Origin of the sequence: Clostridium sp. OS1-26, assembly GCF_030915445.1 — a bacterium.
Classification (GTDB): domain Bacteria; phylum Bacillota; class Clostridia; order Clostridiales; family Clostridiaceae; genus Clostridium_AM.
This window is the reverse complement of record NZ_CP133264.1, coordinates 1,449,138-1,470,693: the sequence shown is the minus strand read 5'-3', so window position 1 is coordinate 1,470,693 and position 21,556 is coordinate 1,449,138. Positions and strand designations below refer to the sequence as shown.

At 30.4% G+C, this 21,556-nt stretch carries 20 protein-coding genes, 8 tRNA genes, 1 other RNA gene, 1 pseudogene and 2 other annotated features; of the genes and pseudogenes, 4 read left to right on the top strand and 26 right to left on the bottom strand.

The window, feature by feature from the left end; translation table 11 throughout:
* Positions 1–27 precede the first annotated feature (27 nt).
* Positions 28–236: a binding site (T-box leader), on the bottom strand.
* A 117-nt stretch (positions 237–353) separates the two neighbouring features.
* The 5 genes from RCG18_RS07410 to sfsA form a co-directional block, all read right to left on the bottom strand.
* Positions 354–539, bottom strand: coding sequence for a hypothetical protein (locus RCG18_RS07410; protein ID WP_308040683.1), 186 nt, complete (start codon positions 537–539; stop codon positions 354–356).
* 328 nt (positions 540–867) lie between these two features.
* Positions 868–1,650, bottom strand: a complete 783-nt coding sequence (locus RCG18_RS07405; RefSeq protein ID WP_308041975.1) for an EFR1 family ferrodoxin — start codon at positions 1,648–1,650, stop codon at positions 868–870.
* A gap of 308 nt (positions 1,651–1,958) precedes the next feature.
* Entirely contained in the window at positions 1,959–2,645 is a 687-nt protein-coding gene (locus RCG18_RS07400) for a hydrolase (RefSeq protein ID WP_308040682.1), read from the bottom strand.
* Positions 2,646–2,757: 112 nt separating this feature from the next.
* The gene (locus RCG18_RS07395; RefSeq protein WP_308040681.1) at positions 2,758–3,321 is read right to left on the bottom strand and encodes an NUDIX domain-containing protein; all 564 of its coding nucleotides are present in this window, start codon (positions 3,319–3,321) and stop codon (positions 2,758–2,760) included.
* Positions 3,322–3,425: 104 nt separating this feature from the next.
* Entirely contained in the window at positions 3,426–4,118 is a 693-nt protein-coding gene (gene sfsA / locus RCG18_RS07390; protein ID WP_308041974.1) for a DNA/RNA nuclease SfsA, read from the bottom strand.
* A 253-nt stretch (positions 4,119–4,371) separates the two neighbouring features.
* Between sfsA and ytaF the strand changes: the two genes are divergently transcribed.
* Positions 4,372–5,004, top strand: coding sequence for a sporulation membrane protein YtaF (ytaF, locus tag RCG18_RS07385; protein ID WP_308040680.1), 633 nt, complete (start codon positions 4,372–4,374; stop codon positions 5,002–5,004).
* Positions 5,005–5,047: 43 nt separating this feature from the next.
* Here the strand turns inward: ytaF and RCG18_RS07380 are convergent.
* From RCG18_RS07380 to RCG18_RS07335, 10 genes and pseudogenes are all read right to left on the bottom strand, one after another.
* A pseudogene (locus RCG18_RS07380) lies at positions 5,048–5,307 on the bottom strand (pro-sigmaK processing inhibitor BofA family protein).
* Between the two features lie 114 nt (positions 5,308–5,421).
* Positions 5,422–5,694 (bottom strand): YaaL family protein, encoded by a 273-nt coding sequence (locus RCG18_RS07375; RefSeq protein ID WP_308040679.1) that lies wholly within the window; start codon positions 5,692–5,694, stop codon positions 5,422–5,424.
* Positions 5,695–5,755: 61 nt separating this feature from the next.
* A complete protein-coding gene (gene recR, locus RCG18_RS07370; RefSeq protein ID WP_308040678.1) occupies positions 5,756–6,352 on the bottom strand; it encodes a recombination mediator RecR in 597 nt (198 codons plus the stop codon).
* 59 nt (positions 6,353–6,411) lie between these two features.
* Complete coding sequence (locus RCG18_RS07365) at positions 6,412–6,753, bottom strand: YbaB/EbfC family nucleoid-associated protein (protein WP_211145074.1); 342 nt, start codon at positions 6,751–6,753, stop codon at positions 6,412–6,414.
* A gap of 79 nt (positions 6,754–6,832) precedes the next feature.
* Positions 6,833–8,464, bottom strand: coding sequence for a DNA polymerase III subunit gamma/tau (gene dnaX / locus RCG18_RS07360; RefSeq protein ID WP_308040677.1), 1,632 nt, complete (start codon positions 8,462–8,464; stop codon positions 6,833–6,835).
* Positions 8,465–8,613: 149 nt separating this feature from the next.
* Positions 8,614–8,879: signal recognition particle sRNA large type (ffs, locus tag RCG18_RS07355), an RNA gene on the bottom strand.
* A gap of 11 nt (positions 8,880–8,890) precedes the next feature.
* Positions 8,891–8,980: transfer RNA gene (locus RCG18_RS07350), tRNA-Ser, on the bottom strand.
* Positions 8,981–9,116: 136 nt separating this feature from the next.
* Positions 9,117–9,208: transfer RNA gene (locus tag RCG18_RS07345), tRNA-Ser, on the bottom strand.
* A gap of 40 nt (positions 9,209–9,248) precedes the next feature.
* Complete coding sequence (locus tag RCG18_RS07340; protein ID WP_308040676.1) at positions 9,249–9,689, bottom strand: nucleoside deaminase; 441 nt, start codon at positions 9,687–9,689, stop codon at positions 9,249–9,251.
* A 92-nt stretch (positions 9,690–9,781) separates the two neighbouring features.
* Positions 9,782–9,858: transfer RNA gene (locus RCG18_RS07335), tRNA-Arg, on the bottom strand.
* 150 nt (positions 9,859–10,008) lie between these two features.
* Here RCG18_RS07335 and RCG18_RS07330 point away from each other — a divergent pair.
* Positions 10,009–10,311 carry a phasin family protein gene (locus RCG18_RS07330; protein WP_308040675.1) on the top strand — a complete coding sequence of 101 codons (303 nt, stop codon included), beginning with the start codon at positions 10,009–10,011 and terminating at the stop codon, positions 10,309–10,311.
* 44 nt (positions 10,312–10,355) lie between these two features.
* Complete coding sequence (locus RCG18_RS07325; protein ID WP_308040674.1) at positions 10,356–11,954, top strand: AarF/ABC1/UbiB kinase family protein; 1,599 nt, start codon at positions 10,356–10,358, stop codon at positions 11,952–11,954.
* Positions 11,955–11,990: 36 nt separating this feature from the next.
* On the opposite strand, the gene RCG18_RS07320 is transcribed toward RCG18_RS07325, so the two are convergent.
* Entirely contained in the window at positions 11,991–12,557 is a 567-nt protein-coding gene (locus tag RCG18_RS07320) for a TetR/AcrR family transcriptional regulator (RefSeq protein WP_308040673.1), read from the bottom strand.
* Positions 12,558–12,767: 210 nt separating this feature from the next.
* Between RCG18_RS07320 and RCG18_RS07315 the strand changes: the two genes are divergently transcribed.
* Positions 12,768–13,670 (top strand): phosphatidylserine decarboxylase, encoded by a 903-nt coding sequence (locus RCG18_RS07315; RefSeq protein ID WP_308040672.1) that lies wholly within the window; start codon positions 12,768–12,770, stop codon positions 13,668–13,670.
* A 15-nt stretch (positions 13,671–13,685) separates the two neighbouring features.
* On the opposite strand, the gene RCG18_RS07310 is transcribed toward RCG18_RS07315, so the two are convergent.
* From RCG18_RS07310 to RCG18_RS07265, 10 genes are all read right to left on the bottom strand, one after another.
* A tRNA-Arg gene (locus RCG18_RS07310) sits at positions 13,686–13,762 on the bottom strand.
* Between the two features lie 148 nt (positions 13,763–13,910).
* Positions 13,911–14,001, bottom strand: a tRNA-Ser gene (locus RCG18_RS07305).
* 27 nt (positions 14,002–14,028) lie between these two features.
* Positions 14,029–14,119: transfer RNA gene (locus tag RCG18_RS07300), tRNA-Ser, on the bottom strand.
* Positions 14,120–14,233: 114 nt separating this feature from the next.
* Positions 14,234–14,324: transfer RNA gene (locus RCG18_RS07295), tRNA-Ser, on the bottom strand.
* 27 nt (positions 14,325–14,351) lie between these two features.
* Positions 14,352–14,442: transfer RNA gene (locus RCG18_RS07290), tRNA-Ser, on the bottom strand.
* A gap of 71 nt (positions 14,443–14,513) precedes the next feature.
* The gene (gene serS / locus RCG18_RS07285; RefSeq protein WP_308040671.1) at positions 14,514–15,794 is read right to left on the bottom strand and encodes a serine--tRNA ligase; all 1,281 of its coding nucleotides are present in this window, start codon (positions 15,792–15,794) and stop codon (positions 14,514–14,516) included.
* Positions 15,795–15,844: 50 nt separating this feature from the next.
* Positions 15,845–16,036, bottom strand: a binding site (T-box leader).
* Between the two features lie 84 nt (positions 16,037–16,120).
* A complete protein-coding gene (locus RCG18_RS07280) occupies positions 16,121–16,486 on the bottom strand; it encodes a DUF1667 domain-containing protein (RefSeq protein ID WP_308040670.1) in 366 nt (121 codons plus the stop codon).
* A gap of 20 nt (positions 16,487–16,506) precedes the next feature.
* Complete coding sequence (locus RCG18_RS07275; RefSeq protein ID WP_308040669.1) at positions 16,507–17,898, bottom strand: FAD-dependent oxidoreductase; 1,392 nt, start codon at positions 17,896–17,898, stop codon at positions 16,507–16,509.
* A 33-nt stretch (positions 17,899–17,931) separates the two neighbouring features.
* Complete coding sequence (locus RCG18_RS07270; RefSeq protein ID WP_308040668.1) at positions 17,932–18,720, bottom strand: L,D-transpeptidase; 789 nt, start codon at positions 18,718–18,720, stop codon at positions 17,932–17,934.
* A gap of 118 nt (positions 18,721–18,838) precedes the next feature.
* Complete coding sequence (locus tag RCG18_RS07265) at positions 18,839–21,553, bottom strand: UPF0182 family protein (protein ID WP_308040667.1); 2,715 nt, start codon at positions 21,551–21,553, stop codon at positions 18,839–18,841.
* Between the last annotated feature and the right edge of the window lie 3 nt (positions 21,554–21,556).

The following is a 21,556-nucleotide window of genomic DNA, read 5'->3' as shown; positions in this document are numbered from 1 at the left end:
TTACAAAATAAAAGAGTCAGTCATCCACATAGGGACGATTGACTCGCGTTGCCACCCTCATTGACTATACATGATAAATATACATATAGTCCTCTCATTATAAATAACGGTTTTTTCCGTATTACTCATCGTAATATCTTCGGAGGTGGATTCACAAAAGACCTAGGTATCAGTTTTCACCAACCACTGACTCTCTTAACCTTTGCTCATGTTACTATTCTCTTCATCAGATAAAATATATTATTTTTAACTTGTTTTTTATTATAAATTGATAAAATGTATATGTCAATAGCTTTTTGAAAATTTTTATAATAATCTAAAAAAATATATACTATTCTCTTAGCATTGCTTTCTTAGTTTATCCTTATTTTTTCTTCAATTTGTTCAAATAGCTCTTTATTACATTTATCATTTATATAATTTATACATGTATTACATCCTTGTGAAATAGCACTTCTACTTGCATTAAAAGTATAGGCCTTAGGCTTATATTCTGCACAATTTTCTGCTACCAACATTTTTTCCTGAATTGAAATCATATAACCACTCCTAGATAGTAGTCTTATTACAATCTTAATTTCAAATGTCTTAAAGCTAAATGTTCAATATTTTATTTGCTTATGTAGGTATTATTACCGCAAATAAAAATATAATTCTAAAATAGCAAAAAAATATGTTTCTCACCTACTAGTCTAAAACTGATTCTGTTTCTGTACAATATCTTGTAATAATGCATTTTCCAAGACTTCTAGGGCACGACTTACACATGCAATTTTCTACCTTTCCATCACAGCTATTAGAAAACTCAGGACACACTTTACAATTATTATTTAAAATCACAACTTTTCTTCCTCTCTAGTATAAATATTACTTGTTTAAATTTAAAACATTAATTCTATCTCTTTGCACTTGCTCTATCTTCTTATTTTTATATCTTATGCCATTTATAGGGCATATGTTCATGCATCGCAAACATAGCATGCATTTACTATGAAAAACAGCATGACCATCTTCAAATGTTATGTTATTCTTAGGACAATTTCTAAGGCATAAACCACATTTTTTACATTCCTCTATTGCTGTCAAATTTTTAGATAGTTTAGGTAATGAATTCTTGAAAAGCTTACTAGAAATCTTTCCTATTCCCATCTTAAAAATTGAATTGTTTTCTTTTAATCTTTTATTGTCTATAAAAATTTTAATTAATTCTTTAACCTTTTCTGACGCATTCTTCAAAATTTCATTTTCTTCTTTTTTAGTAGTTTTTTTACCAGAAATAAAATAACAGTTATTAGGCATCCTTATGGCAGATTGGATAACTATATCATATCCTTTTTGTGATATTTTTTTTGCCATGGATAAAACCGCTACTGACGACTTGCCTCCTTGAGTTGAATATATAATAGTTTTCATTTTTTTCTTAGTATTAGGCAATTTTTTCAAAAAATCACTTACTATTTTAGGTTCCATATTAGAATGTACTACGGAACCTACTACTATAAAATCATAGCACTTTATATTAATTGATTCTTCTGATTCTATATTTACTAATTTTATATCTATACCATAGGATTTAAAATTCTCTTTAAACCTATCAGCTACCCATTTTGTGTTTCCGGTGCCACTAAAATAATATAAAACACCTTTCATCAAAATCCCATCTCCCATTATTTATTCATCTATATGAACTTCGGCCCTACAAGCCAATGTTGAAAATTTCACTTTTAGATTTAAGCTTATAACATTATATATTTTCTATGTTAGATTGAACAATCCCTTCTTTTATGTACCTAAATAAATAATTTATTATCTATTACCTGAATTTTAAGGCTTTTGAACTATAGGATTAAGACGTTACATAACAAAGTGATAGCTTTTTCATTATAAACTTATAAATAAAATTATAATATAAAAATGCATAATACACTATCTTGTATTATGCATAATAATAAAAAAATTTATTCGTTATAATATTCTTGGGCATACTTCTCTCTATATGCAATCATTATTTCGCTTAATATTTCTGATGCTGTTGGTGGTGTAAAGGTTATAGCGTTTGCCCCTGCTTCTATTGTAGCCCTTATAGTTTCTTCGTTAGGCCCTCCTGTGGCCATTATAGGAAACTCGGGGTACATTTCTCTTATTTTTTTAACTATATGAGAAGTTCTTTTAGCACCTGATACATTTATTATAGTAGCCCCTGCTTCTATTCTTTCCTTAATGTTTTCATATTCTGATACAACCGAAACGACTATAGGTATGTCAATAGTGTCCCTCATTTGTATTATAACATCATTAGGTGTCGGACTATTTACTACTACTCCCATAGCTCCCTTAAACTCCGCATCTAAGGCTAAATTTACAACCCTTTTTCCAGTGGTAATTCCTCCACCAACTCCACAAAATACCGGAATATCTGCAGACAGCATAATAGCCTGTGTTATAAGTGGTTGAGGTGTAAATGGATAAACTGCAATAACAGCATCTGCATTTGTATTTTTTATAACCGCTACATCAGTACTAAACACAAAAGATTTAAGCCTCTTCCCAAATATTCTAATGCCACTTGCTTCTCGTATAACATTTGGAACTTGAATCATATGTCTTCTTAATATACCCTGTATCTCTGGTACATGTTTGACCATACATTTTCCTCCTCTATAACAATATAACCCACTACTTCAACTTAAATTTTGTTATATTATAATAACATATTTTTACTTTAATATCCATTTTTTTGTTTTTATCTACTTAAGACTAGTACCTCTTCAAGCTACAATTGCCATTATTACAATTATCTTCTTCACATCTATAAGCCCTATTTCCAGTATACCCTAATTCCTTTAAAACCTTCCTAACTATTCTTTTTCCTATTTTATCCTCATTCATTTCACAAAGAGCATCTTCAATATTACTCCAATCCACCCATTCTACTTCAGATGACTTTTTTATAGTTCCTCCATCATACATTGCCATAAATGTAAGCATTAATATTTCCTTAGATTCCAAATACTCACTACCTAAATATTTTATATCTTTTACTTTAATTCCTGCTTCTTCTAATACCTCTCTATGAACTGTACTCTCAACAGTTTCACCATTGGTCACATAACCGGATAAGAGAACTTTTGAATCTTTGAATATATAACTTTGCTTAAGAAGCAATATTTTATCTTCTTTTATTACAGCTACTATTATACATGGCTTAGGAGTATCGAAATACATAATGTCATCTACTGGACAATAGGGAACCCCGCCCTCATCCCAGCTATGCTTCTCTATTAACTTTTGACCACAAACTGGACAATATTTAAATTTCATAAAACCACCACTCTGATTTGAGTAGTTTCACCTCCTTGTACTAAGATTAACTATATAAGTACATTATAAGGTATTCTTGCAATTACATTCAACTTAATAGAATTTTATAACCTCACTTCTATTGGATCTTTAATTGTAATATGCTTTTCTCCTACAAAGCAATCATAAGCAAGTATATGTACTCCATTGCTCTGAGCTAATCTTAATGCTTCCCCAAAAGCTTTATCCATTTCATCATGAGGAGTAAAATATTCTACTCCTTCCATCTGAATTAAAAATAATACAGCTGCTTCTCTACCAGTGTTTTTAACATCTATAAGTTCTAATAAATGTTTAGTTCCTCTTTCTGTAGGAGCATCTGGAAACATAGTTTTCCCTCTATCTTCTAGAGTTACTCCCTTAACTTCTAAATAACATTCATTTTTATTATAATCCGTTAATTTAAAATCAAATCTGCTATTTCCAAAAGTTTTTTCTTTTTCTATTTTGCTGTAACCACTTAGTAAACTTATCTTTTTATTTTTTAATGCTTCATCTACAACTTTATTAGGTATATGGGAATCTATGCTTATAAACCTTTTTCCCTTGTACCCACCAATTAAATCATATTTAGTTTTTCTTGATGGATTATCTTCTTCTCTTAAAGCTACAGTGCAACCAGGTATAAGTATCTCTCTACATCTACCTGTATTAGGAACATGAACTATAGTTTCTACTCCCTCTATATCTACATAAGCTTGAAAACGATTTGGTCTATATATAAATTTAGCTGTTATAACATTTTTGTGGATAATCAATATATCATCTCCATTTTTTAAATTTATACACATATTCACACAATTTATCCACATATTTATCGTTGTTTTAGTCATTTTTTATCAACATTGTGGATTAATTATATACTTATTTAAACATAAATGATTATTATTTTAAACTAAAATATTTATTATTTCTATTGTTTTACCTTGGCCAATTAGCTACAAATTTGTAACCTATTTTTTGCATAGTGAATAGTATATACTTGAACCGCTTTTGAATAGGAGATATTATATGCATATTCTATCAGTAATATTATTTGTTGTGTCTGCTAGCCTTGATAATCTTATCGTTGGAGTTGCCTACGGTATCAGAAAACTCAAAATATCTATATTAAGTAATCTCTTAGTAGCCTTCATATCTTGTGCAGGAACATTTTTATCAATGGCACTAGGTAGTTTTATTAGTAAATTTATTGCTGGGCATAATGCAAACCTTATAGGAAGTTCCATCCTTATCCTATTAGGATTATGGTTTATACTTAATTCCTTGAAAAAAAATGATAAAGTTCAAAAAGATGAATACAAGAAGCAAAATAAATTAGAATGCTATAGAGTTCAGTGTGAAGAGCTCCTGACAAGTCCTGAGAAAGCAGATATGAATAATTCAGGCAATATCGATTTGAAAGAAGCAGTAATCTTAGGGTTTGTACTAGCTCTAAACAACATGGGTCTGGGCATAGGGGCTAGTATTACAGGATTAAGCATACTCTTAACTTCTATTTTTACATTTGTATTTAGTTTAACTGCTATACCTTTAGGATACATTCTTGGTAAGAAGTATATACCTAAGGTGCTAGAAAGTAAAGCAAATCTAATTTCTGGTATAATAATAATACTTCTTGGCTTATACGAGATGTTCATTTAACTTAAGGCTAAACCAATATATTTATCAATTTAGCCTAAATTCACTACAAGAACAACTTAAATATAACTAAAAATATTACTCCTGGTATTCCAAAAAACCAGCTATGAGAGCTGTTATTGCATTAATTCCTATGTAAAAATTAAAATAATGCCCAATAAAATTAACTGCAATTAATAGCAAAATTCCAATCAATCCATTAGCTATTAATTTCAATAAAACCTTTAGAGGCCAAGCAAAAATTTTAACTAATATATATAAACCAATTATAGAAATTAAAAAGTAACCTATGTATTCAAATTCCAAAGATATCCCCCCTAATTTTCTTGTTACTAAATTTATATTCTACTAAAGCAAAAGTATTAATAAAAAAGATGAAAAGTAAAAACTTAAAGTTATTTGCTTTTCACCTTTTTCATTTTAACCTACATTTAAATCTTCAATGACGTTTGAACATTCAACTTTTAGCTCATTTTTTTTAGCTTCGTTAAGTAAAAACATATATCTTGCCTTTGCAGCTTCTTCTCTATATATCGCATAATCTACAAGCCTTGGATCATTAACGGCATTAAAATATTCTCTAGCTACCTTTAAATCTTCTCTTGCCTTCTCTATTGCATTTAATAATTTTTTTTGTTCTGCCGTATATCTTGATTTTTTAGTTATTAAGCTAGCAATAATACTTTTGTCCATAAAGAACCTCCTATTTTACATCATGTCTATAATAATTGACATAAAATAGAATTAGTATACGTTATATCTCTACTCTACCTTCTAATGCTTTTGAAAGTGTAACCTCATCTGCATACTCTAAATCTCCACCAACAGGTATTCCATGAGCTATTCTTGTCACTTTAGCACCTAAAGGTTTTAATATTTTTGATATATACATAGCAGTAGCTTCTCCTTCTATATTAGGATTTGTAGCTACTATTACCTCTCTTACTTCTCCATTTATTCTTCTTATAAGTTCTTTTAGCTTTATGTCTTCAGGACCCCTACCTGCCATAGGGGATATATTCCCATGAAGAACATGATAAACCCCATTAAACTCTTTAACTTTTTCCATGGATATTATATCTTTAGGTTGCTCAACAACACATATCAAACTCTTATCTCTATTAGGATTAGAGCATACTGCACAAGGATCCTTATCTGTGAAATTACCGCATACAGAGCAATATTTTATTGTTCCTCTAGCTTTAACTAATGCTTCAGCAAACTCTCTAACCTCTTCACCTGGCAGATTCAGTACATGAAGAGTAAGTCTTTGAGCTGTTTTATATCCTATGCCTGGAAGCTTAGCAAATTCCTCAATCAGCTTTTCTATTGCAATTGGATAGAAATCCATAATTATCACCTCAATTTTAAAACCCCATCTTCAATAGATGGGGCAATTATTACTGTGTTTTAAAACATTCCTGGAATATTTAGTCCACCTGTTAACTTTTTCATCTCTGCAGATGTTTCTTCTTCAGCTATTTTTAGAGCTTCATTACATGCAGTTAAAATTAAATCTTGAAGCATTTCTACATCATCTGGATCTACGACTTCTGGTTTTATCTTTATATCCACTATTTGTTTTTTACCAGTTACAACTGCAGTTACTGCTCCACCGCCAACTGTAGCTGAGAATTCTTTATTCTCAAGTTCGTTTTGCATATCTTCCATCTGCTTTTGAAATTTTTGTGCTTGTTTCATTATATTATTCATATTTCCCCCACCAAAGTTAGGGAATCCACCTTTAGCCATGCTAATTCCTCCTCGACTTAATTAATTCAGTTATAATTATACCATATTTTTATAAATTTAAATCAATACTTTTTTGTTATTATTCATCAACTATTTCAATCAAATCTTCTCCAAAAGCATCTCTTAATAGCTGCTCAGGAGAATTCGACTTACCTCTAGTTTCATCTCCATCTATATAATATTGGAGCCTCACTCTCTCTTTTAGAGCTTCCGAAAATATTTCTTCAACTATTCTCCTATTTTCTTCTTTTTCTAATCTTTGCTTATTAAAAGCATAATCTTTATCGTATCTTATTGTTATCATTCCGTTTTCACATTTAATTACTTCTCCTGTAAATAGAGCTGCATGTATAACCCTATAACTTTTTGATTTAAAAGATTCTAATATATCTCTCCAGCTCTTTTTTACTATATCTAATGTAAGCTTTGAATATATATTGTCGTCCATTACAGGTCTTATATTTTCTTTTGATTTATTTTCTTCTACCTTAGTCCTATTTTCTTTTTTTACTACATTAGTTGTATTAGGAACTATTCTTTCACAGGTTACTTTTAGTTCACCTTCTTTTAAGGCTTCTTCTAACCTGTTTAATCTTGAAAGTATTACTTCTTTCGAAGTATCATACTCTATCTTACACATTTTTATTACTGCAAGTTCTAAATATATTCTACTTTGTTTCGTCCATTTTGATTGATCTTCTGCATCCTGTAATATTCTAATGTCTCTCATTATTTCTTCTATTCTTATTTTTTGCGCCTGCTCTTTTAGAAGTTCTATATTTTCTTCAGACATATCTAATATATCTTCTGGATTTTTACTTACCTTTACCATTAAAAGGTTTCTCATATGAGTTATCATATCTTTTATAAAATTGTAAATATCCTTTCCACTGAGGACTATATCATCTACTATCCTCATGGCCCCCTCTACGTTTTTCTCTATAACCTCATTTGTAAGCCTTATTAAGTTTTCATTCGTAACTAAACCAAGCATACTTATAACGCCATCATAGTCTATTTTCCCACCACCCATAGATATAGCCTGATCTAATATACTTAATGCGTCTCTCATTGCTCCATCGCACATTCTAGATATTAAGTTCAAGCTTTTATCATCTGCAAATACTCCTTGTTCCTTAGCTATTTTTCTAAGCCTCTCAAACATGTCTAATCCCTTTATTCTTCTAAAATCAAACTTTTGACATCTAGAAAGAATAGTAACAGGAAGCTTCTGAGGATCTGTAGTAGCAAGAATAAATATTACATTTGAAGGTGGTTCCTCAAGTGTTTTTAAGAATGCGTTTACCGCTTGTGGGGTAAGCATGTGAACTTCATCCATTATATATACTTTATATTTTCCTTCTTGAGGAGGATATTTTACATTTTCTATAACATCCTTTATGTCTTCTAAATTTCTTTTTGAAGCAGCGTCCATTTCTATTACGTCAATAGAAAGTCCCATGCTTATTTTTTTGCACATTTCACATTCATTACAAGGCTCTCCATCTTTCAAGTCAAGACAATTTACTGCCTTTGAAAATATTTTTGCAGTAGATGTTTTACCTGTTCCTCTTGTACCAGAAAAAAGATAAGCATGTGCAATTCTGTTATTTTTTATTTGATTCTTAAGTGTTACAGTTATGTGGTTCTGACCGACTACATCTTCAAAGACTCTAGGTCTCCATTCTCTATATAATGCAGTGTAAGACACTTAAATCACCTTCTTTAACTTGTTTAACCACTATATATTATACCTTATATAGAATTTATAGTTAACATTTAATTTTTTCATAAAATAAATCTAAATATAATAAAAAAGACACCCTTTTAGGTATCTTTTATAAGCAAATTATATTAAAGTCGTGCACCTCGCTTCGTCTAATAAAATATGAGCGTTACCCATACAGTTAGCTCAAACCAGGTTTATCCACGGCACACGAAAATGATCACTTACCGCTGCTTCCTTCCGGACCTGACGGAATTCATGAGTTTCCGTTGCGTGGGACCCAGTTCTCAACGCCACTTTTATAGGCCAGACCCCACATTTTATAGTCTAAGCGAGGAATTCAACCCTGCTGTAGCGGATTGCAGGTTACAGGGCACCGCTGACTCCCCATCTAGCACGACAAAGTTCTATTGGCGGAGAGAAGGGGATTCGAACCCCTGGTAGGGTTTCCCCTACACACGCTTTCCAGGCGTGCTCCTTCAACCACTCGGACATCTCTCCACAAAATTTACTCATGAAACAATATTTAATTATATTTATCATGTTTTATTGGAACAAGGATTATTATACTATTAATATTAAAATAATTCAACACCTTTGTAAAAATTATTAGCAAGTAATTATTGGCTTAATTGTATGGCGGAGAGAGGGGGATTCGAACCCCCGGTACGGTATTACCCGTACAATTGATTTCGAGTCAACCACCTTCGACCTCTCGGACATCTCTCCATATTAGGCATCTAAAATAAAATATCAAGTCAAAGATGCCTCACCTTCTTGATTTAAAGAATTCTATTAATATATTGCTACACTTCTCATCATAAAGCCAGTGAATATTAGTCCAATGGTTTAATGCATCATTTTGGAGTACATTTACTACAGAACCGCAAGCACCAGCTGTAGGATCAAAAGTGCCTATATATAAATTACTTATTCTTGATTGAAGTATAGCTCCTGCGCACATAGGACAGGGTTCTAAAGTAACATACATGCTGCACCCATTAAGTCTCCAATTTTGAATAACTTCTGAAGCTTTTTCTATAGCTAAAATCTCAGCATGCGCTAATGGACTATTTAAAGTTTCTCTCAAATTATGTGCTCTTGCTATTATATTATTATCCTTTACTATGACAGCTCCAACTGGCACTTCTTTTAAAAGCGTGGATTTTTCAGCCTCAAGTATAGCTTCAATCATAAACTTATTATTCATAGAGACCTCTTAGTATATTTTATAATTATTTGTAATTATTGTAAACACATTTAAAAATTGAATCCTGTAATTAAAATTACAGGATTCAATTTTGGTGCGCCCGAGAGGAATCGAACCCCCGGCACGCGGTTTAGGAAACCGCTGCTCTATCCTACTGAGCTACGAGCGCATATTAACTTGTTTCCATAATATTTTATAATAATCTATAATAAATGTCAAATTTTTATATTATAATCTATTAGCATACTAGCAACTAATTAATTTAAATAATAGGTATATTATATTGTAAATAAAAATATACTAATTAAGAGGTGTTATTATGATGAATGAATTAAAAAATTTATTTTTAGCAGGTTTAGGATCTGCAGCATATACTTATGAAAAGGCATCAAAGTTAATTGACGATATGGTTCAAAAAGGTAAGCTAACTATGGATGAGGGGAAAGAACTTTCAGAAGAGCTAAAGAGAAATATAAAAAATAAAGTTGAAGATGTAAAGCCTTTAACTAAGGATGACTTGGTATCTACTTTAAATCAAATGAACTTTGTAACTAAAGATGATTTACAAAACATAAAACAAAGATTGGATATGCTAGAGGAAAAAGTAAATACCAAAAGCTAAAGCCCCGACAGCTGTTAGGGCTTTAATATTTATGGAGGCATATTATGCATAATAACTCAATACAAAGGTTTAGAGAAATAATAAGTGTACTAGCTCGCTATGGCTTTGGCCATATAGTAGATAGTAAAATAAAAAAACAATATTTTCCCGAAAATTTAAGAAAAGCTTTTGAAGAGTTAGGGCCTACCTTTATAAAAATAGGTCAGGTATTAAGTACAAGACCTGATATACTTCCTCCTGAATATATACAAGAACTTTCAAAGCTTCAAGATAACGCTTCTCCTGAAAAATACGAAGATATTAATAATGTTTTCTTTAGTGTTTTTAATAAAAACATTGAGAATTGCTTTTCATCTTTTGAAAAAGAACCATTGGCTTCTGCATCTATAGCCCAAGTTCATAATGCCATACTTAAGAACGGAAAAGAAGTCATTGTAAAAATTCAAAGACCTGAAATAATGGAAAAAATTAAAATGGATTTATCTATTTTACATAGAATAATAAAGCTTACTAAAACAAAGTTTTCTGATGCTTTAATTGATCCAGAAGAGGCTTTAAATGAATTAATATCATCTACAGAAGAGGAGCTAAATTTTAAAATTGAGGCTTTAAATATAAAAAGATTTAGAAATCTAAATAACAATATAGCCTTTTGTTATACTCCATATATTATAGATGAGTTGTCCAGTGATAAGGTTTTAACTATGGAAAAAATATATGGTTTTAAAATAAATGATTTAGAAAAGCTTAAAGAGGGAGGATATGATCTTAACGATTTAGGGAAAAAATTAGCACTATCATTTTTTAAACAAGTTTTTACCGATGGTTTTTTTCATGGTGATCCACACCCTGGAAACCTATTAATAAATGAAGGTAAGATTTGTTTTATTGACTTTGGAATAATGGGAAACCTTTCTGAATCATTAAGAGCCTCATTGAATGATGCTATAGTTGCTGTAGTTTTTAAAGATTTAGATAAGCTAATATCTATAATTATGTCTATAGGCATAAAGAAAGGATTTGTAAATAAAAATAAATTATATGAAGATATAGACTATTTATTTTCTAGATATCTATATACATCTTTAAAAAATATTCATGTATCTATATTGCTTCAAGAGTTATTTAACTGCGCCAAAAACAATAATATAAAACTCCCAAAAGACTTAATAGTCCTTGTGAGAAGTCTTGTAATTATTGAAGGTGTTGTTGCTAAAATAGCCCCTGATACTCAAATACTTGATGTTGCTGTGCCTTTTGTAAAAAATAATAGTAAATTATCATTATTAGAGAACATAGATATAGATGATTTACTAATATATTCATATAACTTTACGAAAGATTTGTCTCGAATGCCTACTAGATTTATTGAACTTATAAATACTATGCTAAATGGAAGGCTTAAAGTTCAACTACAGATAACTAGCTTAAACAAAACCGTTAGTGCTTTAAATAATATGGTAAATAGGCTGGTTTTTGCACTTATACTATCTTCTATGATAATAGGTTCTAGTTTAATATTAACGATTAATGCAGGACCTAAAATATATGATATATCTATAATAGGAGTAGTAGGACTCATACTATCTGCATTTATGACTCTACTTCTCATTATCTCTATGATAAAATCTCGAAAATTATAAAGCATGAAACTAAGTAATTTAGTCCCATGCTTTATTTTATGCTTGTATTCCATTCAGTATATTATTTAATATATTACTAGCCAAATCATCAAAATTCTTTTTTTCTTCATTTATAAGTTCATATATTGCTACAGAACAAAGAGTTCCAAATAGTGTATATGCCGCATAGGAAGAATCGCAACATTTTAATATCTTATTTTCTATTGCCTCAACAATATATGACTGTATATAGTCAATATATTTCTTTATAGACTCTCTTAGTTCAAGTTGTCTAGATTCTTGCCCCCACAATTGACTCATTAATACTATAAAAAAATCTCTCTGCTCATGAACTAACTCTAACTGAATCCTGCATAGAACTTTTAATTTTGATAGAGCATCCTGCTGCTTGCATGCAGTACTTTCTATTCTTTCCTTTACTATATTCATTCCTTCTTTTATTATGTAGTTAAATATTTCTTCCTTGCTTTTAAAATGATAATATAATGTTCCCTTTGCTACTCCTGCATCAGACGCAATCGAATCCATTGTTGCACCACTATAACCGTTTTGTGAAAATATTTTTATAGCAGATTCAAATATTGTTCTTTTTGTTTTATTCATCAATACCACTCCAGATTTATATATTAATTGACCGGTCAGTATAATTATTCCAATTTACATTATACTATGTTGTTGAAATAACTCAATAGTTCTTAGAATTTTTAAGCATTGATTCATTATAAATTGACAATAGATAAATAATAACTGATAATTGTAATAAGCATTCTATGCTATACTCAAAATAAATATTAACACAAGAGAGGTCTGTATATGATTAAATATTATAATAGAAAAACAAAACAATATGAAATAGAACAAGTGGCAGGAGATAAATATCTTCAATGGACATATTCATCTCCTATTGGAATGAAATTTTTAGAGTTATTAATTAAAAAAAAGTTTTTCTCTAAAATATATGGCTCTTTTTGTGATAGTAAGAGAAGTATTAAAAAAGTTCATTCTTTTATTAAAGATTTTGATATTAATATGACTCATAGCGAAAAAAGTGCAGATGAGTTTGAATCATTTAATGACTTCTTTACAAGAAAGTTAAAAAAAGGGGCAAGACCTATAGATGCTGATATTAACTCTTTAATTTCTCCTGGTGATGGAAGACTTTTAGCTTATGAGAATATTGATTTAAATAAGTTGGTTCAGGTAAAAGGCTTCACATATAGTTTAGATAAACTTATAAATAATCCTGATATATCTAAAAAGTTCTCAGAGGGTGTTTTTTTAATATTAAGACTTTGTCCTACTGATTATCATAGATTTCATTTTATAGATGATGGTGTATGCGAGGAAACTATAAGAATTACTGGAGATTACTATTCTGTAAACCCAACTGCTTTAGAACAAATTCCTGAGCTTTTCTGCAGAAACAAAAGGGAATGGAGTATTTTCCATTCTAAAAACTTTGGAGATATACTTCATATGGAGGTAGGAGCTACTTGTGTAGGTTCCATTATACAAACATATACACCTGGAGCAGATATAAGAAAAGGTGATGAAAAGGGTTATTTTAAGTTTGGTGGTTCAACAACAATACTATTCTTAGAAAAAGATAAAGTAAATATTGATAGAGACATAATTGAGCAATCTTCTAAAGGATATGAAAGTAGAGTATTAATGGGTGAAAAGATAGGTGAAAAAATAAAAGCTTGTGATGAATAATCACAAGCTTTTTTATGGTGCGTCGGAGAGGATTCGAACCCCCGACCAACTGGTTCGTAGCCAGCTACTCTATCCAACTGAGCTACCGACGCATATTTAACATAATTATATTAACATAAATGTTCAAAAAAATCAAATTAATATTAATTATTATATACGATAAATCAAAATTTATTAGTATATTTAGTTTAAAAAACATTATGTCAGAAATTAAAAAACACCTTGATTCAGGTGCTTACATGGCGGAGAAAGAGGGATTTGAACCCTCGCACCGGTTTCCCAGCCTACGCCCTTAGCAGGGGCGCCTCTTCGGCCACTTGAGTATTTCTCCATGCCCTAATTTTAGTTAAAAAAAAATTGGCGGAAAGACAGGGATTCGAACCCTGGGTACGGTCACCCGTACGCCGGTTTTCAAGACCGGTGCCTTAAACCAACTCGACCATCTTTCCATACATCCAACATTAAACATAATAACATATTTAATTAAAATAGTCAACAATATTTTTACTCTAATATAATTTTATATTATTTAAATTAGATAAGCACCATAATAGGTGCTTACATGGCGGAGAAAGAGGGATTTGAACCCTCGCGCCGGTTTCCCAGCCTACGCCCTTAGCAGGGGCGCCTCTTCGGCCACTTGAGTATTTCTCCATGCCCTAATTTTAGTTAAAAAAAAATTGGCGGAAAGACAGGGATTCGAACCCTGGGTACGGTCACCCGTACGCCGGTTTTCAAGACCGGTGCCTTAAACCAACTCGACCATCTTTCCTCGCCTGTTGACATGTATTATTATATCAACCATAAGTGTATATGTCAACAGTTCTTTTAAAATTTTTTTTGTTATTTTATTACTTCTCTTCCACCCATATATGGTCTTAAAACTTCTGGAATTACAACACTTCCATCAGCTTGCTGATAATTTTCAAGAATTGCAGATAAAGCTCTTCCAACAGCAACTCCTGAACCATTTAACGTATGTAAATATTGTAGCTTACCTTTCTCAGTTTCTTTATATTTTATATTAGCACGCCTTGCTTGGAAATCTTCAAAGTTACTACAACTTGATATCTCTACATATCTATTATAACTTGGCATCCAAACTTCTATATCATATTTAAGTGCTGCTGTAAACCCTAAATCTCCTTTACATATTCTAACTACTCTATAAGGAATCCTTAACTCCTGAAGAACTTCTTCTGCATCATTAGTTAATTTTTCAAGCTCCTCATAAGATTTCTCTGGCTTTGCAAATTTAACAAGCTCAACCTTATTAAATTGGTGCTGTCTTATAAGACCTCTTGTATCTCTTCCTGCTGAACCAGCTTCAGCTCTAAAACATCCGCTATAAGCTACATGTTTTATTGGCAAATCTTCGCCTTTTAAGACTTCATCTCTATAGAAATTAGTTACAGGCACTTCTGCCGTTGGTATTAAATAAAAATCATTGTTCGAAACTCTAAATGCATCTTCTTCAAACTTCGGCAGCTGCCCTGTTCCAATCATACTAGTTCTATTAACCATGTATGGCGGTAATAACTCTTCATAGCCATGTTTTTCAGTATGAAAGTCTAAAAAATATGATATAAGTGCTCTTTCAAGTCTAGCCCCTAACCCTCTATAAAAAGTAAATCTTGAACCTGCAACCTTTCCTCCTCTTTCAAATTCTAATATATTAAGATTTGTTCCTAAATCCCAATGAGCCTTAGGTTCAAAATCGAATTTTGTAGGATCTGACCATTTTCTTATCTCTATGTTATCTGCATCTGTTTCTCCATCTGGAACTTGAGGATTGGGTATGTTAGGTATTCTAAGCATTATGTATTCTATTTTTTGATCTAATTCCGCTAGATTAACGTCATACTGCTTTATCTTCTCTGAAAGCCCTTTCATTTCAGCTACAAGAACGTCAGCATTTTGGCCTGATTTCTTTAATTTAGATATTTCTAAAGAGTCTTTGTTTCTTTTATTTTTTAAAACTTCTACTTCAATTAAGATTTGTCTCCTTTTTTCATCTAATTTTACTACTTCATCAATAACAGATACATCAAAATCTTCTCCTCTATTTGTTAAAGCCATTTTTATATCTTGTACATTATTTCTTATTCTTTTTAAATCTAGCATTACAATTTCCTCCTAAATATTTTTTGTAAATAAAAAAGCCCCTTATCCCATAAAGGGACGAAGGACTCCGCGTTGCCACCCTAGTTAACCAAAAATTGATTCTCTCAAGGATTATAACGGTATCACCGAACTGTTACTAGCAGTACCTCCGAGGTGGATTCACAAAACTCTGGTATCAGTTCACACCAACTACTGACTCTCTTTGCCCTTTGTAATGCTACTAGCCTCTTCATAGGTTAATTTTAATTTTTATCTAGATTATATATAATATAATCCTGTGTCAATTTAATCTTGGCTCTATTCTGAATAGTGTAAAATATATTCTATTATTCATTTATTCTTTCTACATTTTTAGTACACACTATGTCTACTCCAGTATTTAAAATATTTTTACATACAATGTCTCCAATTTTTACAGGAGCTCCTACATAAAGCCTACTCAAGGCTTTTGAACACTCTATCCATAGATTTTTATTTATGGGTTTATTACTTTTCACTGAAACAACATTTAGCTTTGATCCTTTTATTCTTACTAAAGTAGTTAAAATATCTTTATTACTACTCATTTCCATGTTAGCATATTTTATTCCTTCATTACATAAGTTGCCGCAAATTTCTATGCTTTCGTCATATTTGTTTATGCTCAATATACAACTTTTATCACATTTATTGCAAATAATTTCCTTAATCAATTTAGAATTCCTCCAATTAGCTACATTTCATCAAACTCTTTTATTCGACTTATAACTATTTTTGAATTTTTAGAATCCTTAACTATATCAGTTAACCTTTTATCCATTTCTCTAGCCAAGATAGATACGACCTTATTCAAGCATTGCGCACCTTTACAGGTTCCAAAAGCAGCTCCAGTTCGTCTTTTTATTCCCTCTACGGTACGTGCTCCAAGTGGTCTTCTTATGGAGTCTACTATCTCACCTTCTGTAACCTTTTGACACACACATACTATTTTACCATATCTTTTATCTTGTTTAATAATGCTTTCTCTTTCTTCATTTGACAAATCTCTGAATCTATAAAATTCTCTTCTCTTGTCTACAAAATCTTTTTTTAGCACACAATTTAAGTTATTAACTATAGTTTCACATACAATTTTTGCAATAGCAGGAGTAATTGTAACTTGGCTATAATGTTTACCCACGACTTTAACATATCCATTATCAATAAGGCTGTCATCAATTATTAGTGTATCATTATAAAATGGAGATTCATAGGATATATTTATATATTCATCATTTATATTTCCCATAAACGATGATATTCTTTTTAAACTATCACTATAACTAATAGCTTCATTTGTCTTTAATGCAACTATGGTTCCTCCTTGTACAGTAGGAAATGTATAAATTTTATCTTCACTTTCATTTAAAGTTACAACTATATTTTTGAAGTTACCTTTAAAATCTTTTTCTAATAATAAATATTTTGAGCAACTTCTATCTTTATTAAGTTTATTTTCACTTTCTATACCATAGTATTCTACAGGTGTGGTATTTAGAACCATATTACAGGTAAACTTATTTTTATTTGTAACTATCCTAAATCCTTTCGACATTTTCTGTATATCTAGAACCTCTTCTTCTAACTTAAACTTTACCCCATTATCAAAAGCAATTTCTCCATAGGCAATCGCTAAATCATAAGGAGATATTATTCCTGTATTTTCGGAATGTATTGCCCTCCTAACATTAGCATTTAAGTTTGGTTCCATCTCATATACTTCCTTACTATCTAATAAACGTATATTTTTTATTCCCCTACTTATGGCTCTATCATACATATTAATTAATTTAGCTTCACCTTTTTTATCTTCTGCAATAATTAGAGACCCTCTCTTTTTAAAGGTTACATTAAACTTCGAAGCTATATCTTCTACGAGTTCATTTCCCATAAGTTCTAGCTTAGACATCAATGTATCTTCACATTCTAATCCATCATAAACTACAGCAGAGTTTATAAGAGCTACATCATCTGCTATATCATAATCTTTTTCGATAAGTGCTATATTTAAACTGTATTTTGAAAGCTCATAGGCAACTGCACACCCTATAATGCCTCCCCCTAATATAAGTACATCGTAATCCATAAATTAACCTTCCTTTCAAAGAGCTGCAGTAATTTAATAGTGTATAACTACCGATGAACCTTCTGGAATATTATTATAGATCCATTCGGCATCTTGTATAGATATTCTTATACACCCATGCGAGGCTGGAAATCCTATTTTTTTCTTTTCATCTTCTATTATATTACCTTTTTTATCGACTGGTATAGAATGTATTAAATAATTCGAAAAAAATTTAATATAATATCTTGCTCCTTCTTTATATTTGTTACTATAAAAATACTCACCCTTACATTGTATATTAAATATGCCAAGGGGTGTTTCCGTTTCTTGATCTCCCAGTATTCCTGTAGAGCATTGTATTCTTTTTAATACTTTATCTTTTTTTATAACATTTATATTTTGATTAGTTAAGTTTACATCTAAAGTATATTCTGTTTTTTTATATATTGCACCTTTTAAATTTTCGCTATTTTTTTTAATCCATCCCTTTTTACCTTCATTATTTTCTTCACAGTATAAATATCCGTTATTTTCTTTATAAGCTACTACTACATCATCCTTTGGCAATGTAAATATTATTTTATCGTTGCCTGAGCTATCTTCATATACATTTATTTTATTTGCGTTTACATAATATGTTTTTTTAAAGCAGGTTTTTGAAGAAAATATACTTATATCATTTGTGGTATCTTTTATATCCACCTTTTTATCATTGTTATCTTTACTTACATCCTCATTATTAATTGTTTGCTGCGTATTTTCATCAAGTTGTACCATAAAAGCTGGTGCAAATATAAATATACAAGTAAGTATAATACTATAAATCACTGTCTTTTTCACTGTAGTTTCCTCCAATATAGTGCTATATTGGTATTATCTACAAATAAGTAAGCTTTAAACATATATACAAAATTATATTTAAAAAAGAGAATAGGAACATTCCCATTCTCTTTTTCATCTATTTATTCAGTTCATTAATTGTTTCTCCAAGCATTTTAATGTATTCACCATATTTTGCCCAATCACCATTCTTTTGCGCCTCTACAGCCTTTTCATACATTTCTTTAGCCTTTTTTATTTTATCTAGCTTTAGACCATTGTCAGGATACTGAGTCTGACCAGTGGCACCATTTGTTTGACTATTATCTTTATAGTTAAATAACTGTTGAAGGGCACTTTCTATATTTTCAGCCAAAATGATTTTATCTCCATAAGAAACTACAACTCTCTTCATCTCAGGAATACTATTTTTGCCACTAGCTCTTAAATATATAGGCTCTACATATAATAGTGAATTGTTTATAGGAACTATTATTGTATCTCCAAATTGTACTTGAGATCCAGCTTTATTCCACAGTGACAGCTCTTTTGATATAGTAGTATCTTGGTTTAGCATTTGCTTAAATAAATATGGACTGTAAATAGTTTTTTGAGGAGGAAACTTATACAGTATCATCTTACCATAGTTATCCTTGTCCATCCTTGCTCCAAATAAGGCAACCATATTATCTTTATTTCTCATATTAAAATATTGGAGAAGTATCATTTCTTCTTCCTTTTCTCCTGGTAATTTCATTACTACATATGGAGCTTCCATACTGTCCTTTTCCCCATCTACCTGTTTCTGATTTCTTGAAACTTCCCATAAATCTTCTCCATTGTAGAATACCCCAGGATCTGTCATATGATATTTGCCAAGAACATTGCATTGAATCTTAAATAAATCTTCTGGGTACTTAAAATGCTGCTTTAAGTCTTGTGATAACTTTGATGTATCTTTAAATAGCCCAGGAAATATTTTCGAATAGCTCATAGCAATCGGATCATTTTTGTCCACTAGATAAAAATCTACACTTCCATCTACTGCACTTATTACAACCTTAACAGAGTTTCTTATATAATTTACATCATTATACGGTTGTGAAAAAGGATATCTATCAGAAGTAGTATATGCATCTATTATCCAGTATAACTTGCCACCACTTATTACTATATAAGGGTCTGAATCATAAGTTAAAAATGGAGCTATTTTCTTAACTCTATCTACAATATTTCTATTTATCAGTATTTTACTTTCACTTGTTATATCCCTTGATAAAAGAAAGTTTAAATCTTTTTTATTTGCAGCAAAGAGCATTTTATTTACAAAATTCATCTTTATACCCGCTGCGCCTTCATATTTGTTTGTTTGATTTTCTCCACCTTTTGGATAATCAAATTCGCTTAGTTTAGTATCAACAATTGCATAATCATTTGTCTTTTCTCCAAAATATATCCTTGGATTATCAAGCTTTATATCTGTTTTATTTTCTGGAGGTATATCCTTAATAACAAAGTCTGGTTGTCCTTCTGGTGTTACCGAGTTTACTTTACTCATTACTACACCATAGCCGTGAGTATATACTAAGTGTTTGTTTTGCCATGTATTTGGTTCTATAGATTGAGTGTTAACTTCTCTTGGTGCTATAAAAACTTGACTAAAGTTACCATTGATATTGTATCTGTCTATATCTATACCATTGAATCCATAATAATACCTTACTATTTGAACTCCATTATAAAACTCTAATGCTGGTTTAAACGAATTTATTCTTATATTGTCTATTGTATCTTTATGATTTATTATATCATCTTTAGTTAATGTGTTCTTTACTTCAAATGGTCTTGAATCTATTTTATCAATATTAAAAGCTTTTCTTGTATAATCTATATTATATTTTATATAAGGCTGTTCTAATGTTTTTTCATTTGATTTAACAATAAAGTTTTGTACTCCTACTGATATTGCTTGTTCAGCCACTGCTAAGGTTATTATTGTTGCTATAGATATAATAATTGGTTTTGCCTTAGATGTAAGTATACTATAAAACATAATTATAGCTGCAATAAGTGACACTACTATGATTATCTTATAAAATAGCAAACTTATATGAACATCTGTGTAACTTGCTCCATAGGCAACCCCTCTAGTACTATATACAAGCCCTAAAGCCTTTAGTAGATACCCTATTGAGACAAATATCATTAGCAGGGAAGATACAATAGCTAATTGTCTTCCAGCAAATTTTGTAAGTCCACTATTTAGAACAGTTACTTTAGGAAAACCTCTTCTTATACCTCTTGCTGAATATATTCTATCCTTTGCACTTAAAACGAAATAAGTTGCTATCGTAATTAAAATTAGAAAAATTAATAAAGATACAATAGCGTTATATAAAGATTGTATTAGTGGAAGTTTAAAAACATAAAATGATACATCTAAATTAAAAATAGGATCCTTAAAATTAAAATTAATGGAATTACTAAATTGAAGTATTCTGTACCAGTATGTTACTGAAAATGCGTAAGAAATAAACAAAGAAAATATTAAATTAATCGAAATAAATAATTTTTTTTCAATATTATTTTTATGGCTGTTTACTTCAACAACTTTCTTATATTTAATAATACTCAATCTTAAGCTTTTATAATAAAGCCATATTCCAATAAAGCTTATAGCAAAAATAGGAATCATTAATTTTGTAACTGCTATAAGTTTAGTAAAATAAACAGATAAGTAACCTACTTCTTTGTACCACTCTAAATTTACTACAAAATTAACTATCCTGTCTAAAAATATTAAGCATAGTATTATAATAAACACTGTAGTACCTAGGGCTATTCTTTTCCTCATATA